The following is a 6,062-nucleotide window of genomic DNA, read 5'->3' on the forward strand; positions in this document are numbered from 1 at the left end:
GGAGCCGCACAGCCCCTGGTCCTTGACCGGCGTGACCCCCTGGTGCTCGCGCCAGTCCCAGGAGGCGGGAAGATCGTCCGTCTTCGGCAGGGGTAATCCCGCGGCGAAGAGGAGCGCTGACACCTGGGGGTCGGTCAGTCGATAGCGCGGGCGTTTGGCCGACTCCGGGGACGGCCGATAGCCGAGGAGAAGCCGCTTCTCCTCGGCGGAGAGTCGAGAGAGGCGGGTCGGGCCCGAGATCCAGCTCTGGCCGCTCTGCTGCTCGGCCGGGCCGGCGGCGCAGATCGCGGGAACAAGAGGAAAGGCCGAAGCGACGAGAAGGAGGAGGACGGCTCCCGCGCCCTGCAGGAGACGGCGCGCGCCATGATCTGGCTTTGACCTGGGCATCGATGCCGCCTTCGATCGCCGCGCCCGGCCCGCGTGCGCTCATGTGCGGGGCCGCGGCCGCGCCCGAATCGACCGGGCGATCGGCGCCGTCCGCGTCCGCCACGCCTTATCCTAGACGAGCTGGGTCGAGGCTGACAAGGGAGCCTTCATCTCGCCGAGAAGAGCGTGGCCACGATCCCCCGCGTCCCGCCTATACTGGGCCATGCCGCGAGACGAACCGACGCATCTCTTGGCGGGCGACATCGGCGCGACCAAGTCGCTTCTGGCGATCTTCTCCACGGGCGAGACCGGGCTCGCCGTCATTCGCGAGGAGCGGCTCGAAAGCGCGCGCTTCGCAGATCTGGCCGCCCTCGTGAACGCCTTCCTCGCGCCGGGGCGATCGGAAGATCCCGACGAGATCCCCGGCGAGATCCGAGCGGCCGCCTTCGGAGTCGCGGGCGCAAGAATCGGCAAGGAGCACGTCCCGGCGAACCTACCCTGGCGGATCGACGCGAGGCGCCTCGCCTCCGAGATCGGGATCCCCCGCGTGCGCCTCGTCAACGACTTCGAGGCGGTCGGGCGCGGGATCCCGCGGCTTAGTCCCGCCGATCTGTTGACTCTGCAGGAAGGAGTCCCCGAGCCGCGCGGACCGATCGCCTTGATCGGCGCCGGAACCGGCCTCGGCGAGGGATTCCTCGTCTGGGGAACCGACGGATACGAGGTCCACGCGAGCGAGGGGGGGCACGCCGACTTCGCCCCGCGCGACGCCTTCGAATGGGGACTGCTCCAGCGCCTCTCGCGACGATACGCGCATGTCTCGTACGAGCGCGCCCTGTCGGGCCCGGGGCTTGCCGAGATCTATGGCCACGTCGTCGAGTCGGGGGCCGCCCCCCCTGGCGCGGGGATCCGCTCCGAAATGGAAGCGGAGGATCCCGCGGCGGTCATCACCCGCCACGCCCTATCCGGAACGGATGAGGCATGCGGGCGCGCGCTCGAGATCTTCCTTTCGATCTACGGCGCGGAGGCGGGAAACCTGGCCCTCAAGCTGCTCCCGACGGGCGGGCTCTATGTGGCCGGCGGCATCGCGCCCCGCATCGGGGACCGGATGGCGGCGGGCAGCTTCATGGAGTCGTTCCGCCGCAAGGGAAGGCATCGGGATCTGCTGGAGCGCATCCCGGTCAGGGTGATCCTGAACCCGAGAGTGGGGCTTCTCGGCGCGGCCGCGATCGCCGAGGAGGAGGCGGGCGCCTAGGCGCGCTCGACCGCATCGGAGAAGCGAGCGCGCGCGCCGCGAGGCGCACAGACCCCGACGGTTCCCTGCGCCCCGCTAGGCTCGCGTTCGCGGCGCGGGGCTTCCGGGAACCCGTCGGGGTCCCCGGACGCGCCAGGTGGAACGCTGCTGGCCCGCGCAGCTCGCGCCCTGTCCCTCAGCGAGCGAAGCGGGCCACAGCGCGACACCGGGCGAGCAGGCGCCGCGAGGGCCGAGCGGACGCGCCGGGCGAGCGTCCAGGAAGCAATCGAACCGCTCTTCGCTCCGGGCTCATCTCGCGTTCTTGCCGCGAGCCGCGAGCGTGGCGATCAGCCGCTCCGCCTCAGGGCGAGAGAGAACCCGATAGGCCGGGCGGAAGCGTCTCTCGTAGGCGTCCGAGTGGTGGATCGCGGGGTATCCGAGCGGCCGCACCCGCTCATCGAGCCTGCGGTATTCATCGATGCTCCAGGGGACTCCCCCACCCTCGATCGTCGAGGCGGCCGACTGCCACGCGCGGGCGAAGCCCGTCGAATCGATGGGAGCGCCGGCGGAGCGGACGAAGGCATCGAGCAGCGAATCGATCGAGCCGCCGCCATCCTTGAAGGGCCTCAGGTTCAATCTCAGAAAGGGCGAGCCCTGAACGAGGGGATCTAGGAGTTCCTCATCGGGACCGGCCGGATCGAGCTCAGCCCACTCCTCGCGGAGATAGAGCGAGGCCGCTTCCCGCGATGGAACGGCGTGTCCCGGGCCCTGATAGGCCTGATGCAGGAGCTTGTAGAGATCCTCGATCCCCACGGCTGCCGTGTCCGCGGGGAGATTCCATTCCGATCGATCTCGCATCTCCGGGCTCCTCGCGTGCGCCGATGCCGGGAGAGAAGAGAGGACGCACGCGAGAACCGCGCATGCGGCCAACGGCACCGAGCGGCGCGCGCCGCGCAGGCCGCCTCCCCCATACGACTCCATCGCAGGATCATCCTACCAGCCCCCCCACTCGACTGGGGTGACTGTAGTTGAGACGATCGCCCTGGCGGCGCGCTGCGGCCCTCTCCGCGCGCTCGCCTGGCGCATCCGCTCGCTTCTCAGGTCCGCTCGAGCGCGTCTGGTTTCTTGTGCGGCGCAGGGACCCCGGCGGTTCCCGAAGCCCCGCGCCGCGAACGCGAACCTAGCGGGGCGGAGGGAGCCGTCGGGGTCCGCCCTCCTTGAGACGCATCCGTTCGACCTGGCGGCACGCAGGCGCCGGCGAGAAACTCGCCGACAGCGACGGAACGAGCGGGAGAGACCGGGGCAGCCATCGCAACAGCAGCCTCCGCAATAGCGCACCTCCGCAATAGCGCTCGCATCGCCGCCGGCCCGCCGCTAGGATACGACCGTCTTGCGCACCCAGTGTTGGGGGTGTCCGTCGCGCAAGGGGCGCGCCGGGCTGAGAGAGACCCTTGGAACCTGATCCGGTTCACACCGGCGTAGGGAAAACACGAAGGCCCCTCCTCGATCGGGCCTCCCGCCGTTCCCACCGTGTGGCGCCGTGACAGCTTGAGTTGGAGGTTGTCATGAGTTCCTTCGACACCTATGCGGACCGCTACGATGGCTGGTTTCTGCAGAACCAGAACGTCCTCGCATCGGAGATCCTCTTGCTGGAGGGATTCCTCCGGAACCCCGGGAGGACCCTCAGCGTCGGCTGCGGCAGCGGCCTCTTCGAGATGATCCTGCGGCGCGATCACGGCATCGCGATCACAGAGGGGATCGAGCCCGCGGAAGGGATGGCGGAGATCGCGCGCAACCGGGGGATGAAGATCGAGGTCGCGCCGGCCGAGAAGATCCCCTTCGAGAACGGCCTCTTCGAGACCGTTCTCATGAACGGAACGCTGGCCTATCTCGAGAGCCCGGTCCGCGCCCTGAGCGAGGCCTTCCGCGTGTTGAAGCCGGGCGGCCGCCTCGTGATCGGCGACGTCCCCGCGACGAGCGCCTACGGCCTGCTCTACAAGCTCGCCGGGACGATCGGGACCTGGGACGATCCGCATCTGAGAAAGGTCGCGCCGGCCAACCCCTATCCCGTCCTCTTCGTCAAGAACGCGAACTGGCGGACGACGAGGGAGATCGCATCGCATCTGAAGGAGATCGGCTTCCTTGATCTCGAGTACGCGCAGACGCTGACGGTCCACCCCTGCTTCACGAACGACGCGATCGAGGCGCCCGTGCCGGGGTACGACCGGGGGGGCTACGTCGCCATCAAGGCCCGCAAGCCGTAGCGGACGGGCGGCGCGCCCCGAGGCGAGGCTCCGGGCGAGGCGGAGCGAGGGCATGAGCGCCTCAGCGCGGCGCGGGATCAGGTGCTCAGCTTGCGCCCCAGCTTCTTCTCGATCGACTCGATCTTCGTGTCGAGCCGGCCGCCGGCCCCCTCGCGGTAGTCGATCTTGATGGAGCAGCTGATCCTGCCGCAGTCCTCCCTCATCTTGAGGAAGCAGGCCCGGACGACATCCATCACCTCATCCCACTCCCCTTCGAGGGCGGTTCCCATCGGGCCGAGCCGATATGGGACCCCGCTCCGGTCGATGATGTCCAGGCTGCGCGCGACATAGGGGCTGAGCGAGACGCCCTTGTCCATCGGACTCATCGAGAACTCGATGAGAACTGGGCCACTCATCTAGAACCTCCGATCGATCCCCGGCTGCGCGGGTGGCGCCCCTAGGCCAGGCGCTCGAGCAACCAGGGAGGCATCCGGACTGCCTTGCCTGTGGCGATCTCCACGGGAAAGTGGATCGTGCTCCCCTCGGCGATGCAGCGATCTCCGCGGAGGAGCCTGTAGGTGAAGACGACCCTGCGGGACTGGACCTCGGCGAGCTCTGTCTCGATCTCGATCTGATCGTCGTAGCGGGCCCCCGTCCGGAAGCGGAGGGTCGCCTCGGTCACGGGCAGCGCAACGCCCCTCTCCTCGACTTCCCGGTACGGTAGCCCCCGGGCCCTCAGCCACTCGGTCCTTCCCACCTCGAACCAGATGAGGTAGGCCGCGTTGTAGGCGACCCCCATGGCGTCGGTGTCGGCGTAGCGCACCCGGACGACATGTCGATGGGGTTTCTCCACGCGCCCTCCCGGGGGAAGCCTAGCAGAGACCGGCGGATGGATGTAGTTGAGACCGCCCTGGAGCGGTGGTACCATTATTAGGAGGGATTGTCTTCCCTCGGCCTCTGGTTTCGCAGGGGGGGTCGGCTGATGTCTGGATACCTTTGTCGGGTCGCAAGGGGCTTCCTCGTCTTGGCCCTGTGCCTGGTCTCTGGTCTCGTGGGCGAGAGTCGAGCCATCGACGTCGGGGAAGCCGCCCCGTACTTCTCGCTGACGGATCTCGACTACGACCAGCACTCCCTGACCGCATACCGGTCTCATCCCGTCCTGCTCTTCTTTCTCGAGTGCGACGCTACCGCTTCCGCCGTCCTCGCCCCGCTGATCCAGCGCGAAGTCTATGACGTCTTCGCCGGGCAGGGGCTCGTTGTGCTGGGTCTCGACGCGCGGAGCTGCAGCAGGACGGGGCTCGAGAACTTCAGGGATCAGACGGGCGTGGACTATCCCCTGCTCCTGGACGCCGGGGATGTCCAGAGCACTTACGGAATCTCCGACGACAGCTTCGTCCTCGTCGATGGCGGAGGCGTCGTGCGCTATGTCGCCGAGGGTCCCGGGACCGGCTCCTACAACTCCACGCAGATGAAGGTCAAGATCGAGGAGCTTCTCCGCGACGCGAACAACGTGAAGGTCTCGACCTGGGGAGTGATCAAGAGCATCTACCAGCAGTAGGCGAACGACCGCTCGGCTCGTCATCGAGCGCCATGTCGAGAAGCTCCGCCGTGTGCAACACGCCGATCCTCCGACCTTCCCCCCGCGCGCGCAGCCGCAAGTGGAGCAGGCACCCTGCGTTGGACGTGACGATGCGCGAGACGCCCGGCTGGATGTGGGCGGCGAGCGTTTCCTTCGCAAGCCTCGCGCCGACCTCCGGCTCAAGGAAGCTGTAGATGCCTGCGCTGCCGCAGCAGTTCGGGGCCTCGTCGGTTTCGCGAAGATCCAGGGACGGAATCGAGCGCAAGAGCCGCCGCGGGGGCTCGGAGACGCCCTGCACCTGCTTCAGATGGCAAGCGTCCTGGTAGCTGACGGAGAGGTCGATCGGCCTCCAGCGGAGATTCGACGCGCGCTCATCGAGCGCTTCGCTGAGATCCCGCACGCGGCGGGCAAGGCGGCCGGCCCCCGCCCGATCGGGATCGTTCCGCTCGAGCCACTCCCCCGCCTCGCGCAGGGCCGCGCCGCAGCCGGCCGCCGTCACCACGATCGGCCGCTCCCCTCCCGCGAAGGCGCGCAGGTTCCTTCGTAGGAGATGCCGCGCGGCGTCCGGATCGCCGTAGTGCCAGGCGAGCGCCCCGCAGCAGCCCTGCCCCCGGGGGATCCGCACGCGATAGCCCGCCGCCTC

General features: G+C 68.8%; 8 protein-coding genes and 1 riboswitch. Of the genes, 3 read left to right on the forward strand and 5 right to left on the reverse strand.

What is annotated here, in order from left to right:
- Positions 1-387: hypothetical protein (locus FJY88_11095; protein ID MBM3287879.1), on the reverse strand; the 387-nt coding region annotated here is incomplete at its 3' end.
- Positions 388-589: 202 nt separating this feature from the next.
- On the opposite strand from FJY88_11095, the gene glk reads away from it, so the two are divergent.
- Positions 590-1,618, forward strand: a complete 1,029-nt coding sequence (glk, locus tag FJY88_11100) for a glucokinase (protein MBM3287880.1) — start codon at positions 590-592, stop codon at positions 1,616-1,618.
- A gap of 288 nt (positions 1,619-1,906) precedes the next feature.
- Here the strand turns inward: glk and FJY88_11105 are convergent, their stop codons facing one another.
- Positions 1,907-2,455, reverse strand: coding sequence for a hypothetical protein (locus tag FJY88_11105; GenBank protein ID MBM3287881.1), 549 nt, complete (start codon positions 2,453-2,455; stop codon positions 1,907-1,909).
- Between the two features lie 538 nt (positions 2,456-2,993).
- A riboswitch (TPP riboswitch) is annotated at positions 2,994-3,100 on the forward strand.
- Positions 3,101-3,162: 62 nt separating this feature from the next.
- On the opposite strand from FJY88_11105, the gene FJY88_11110 reads away from it, so the two are divergent.
- Complete coding sequence (locus FJY88_11110; protein ID MBM3287882.1) at positions 3,163-3,861, forward strand: class I SAM-dependent methyltransferase; 699 nt, start codon at positions 3,163-3,165, stop codon at positions 3,859-3,861.
- A gap of 77 nt (positions 3,862-3,938) precedes the next feature.
- On the opposite strand, the gene FJY88_11115 is transcribed toward FJY88_11110, so the two are convergent.
- On the reverse strand, positions 3,939-4,256 hold the full coding sequence (locus FJY88_11115) for an MTH1187 family thiamine-binding protein (protein ID MBM3287883.1): 318 nt from the start codon (positions 4,254-4,256) through the stop codon (positions 3,939-3,941).
- A gap of 41 nt (positions 4,257-4,297) precedes the next feature.
- The gene (locus tag FJY88_11120) at positions 4,298-4,768 is read right to left on the reverse strand and encodes an acyl-CoA thioesterase (protein ID MBM3287884.1); all 471 of its coding nucleotides are present in this window, start codon (positions 4,766-4,768) and stop codon (positions 4,298-4,300) included.
- 54 nt (positions 4,769-4,822) lie between these two features.
- Between FJY88_11120 and FJY88_11125 the strand changes: the two genes are divergently transcribed.
- Positions 4,823-5,398, forward strand: coding sequence for a TlpA family protein disulfide reductase (locus tag FJY88_11125; GenBank protein ID MBM3287885.1), 576 nt, complete (start codon positions 4,823-4,825; stop codon positions 5,396-5,398).
- Here FJY88_11125 and FJY88_11130 read toward each other — a convergent pair.
- On the reverse strand, positions 5,376-6,062 hold a 687-nt coding region (locus FJY88_11130; GenBank protein ID MBM3287886.1), incomplete at its 5' end, for a (Fe-S)-binding protein. The genes FJY88_11125 and FJY88_11130 overlap by 23 nt on opposite strands.

Source organism: Candidatus Eisenbacteria bacterium (assembly GCA_016867495.1).
Taxonomy (GTDB): domain Bacteria; phylum Eisenbacteria; class RBG-16-71-46; order CAIMUX01; family VGJL01; genus VGJL01.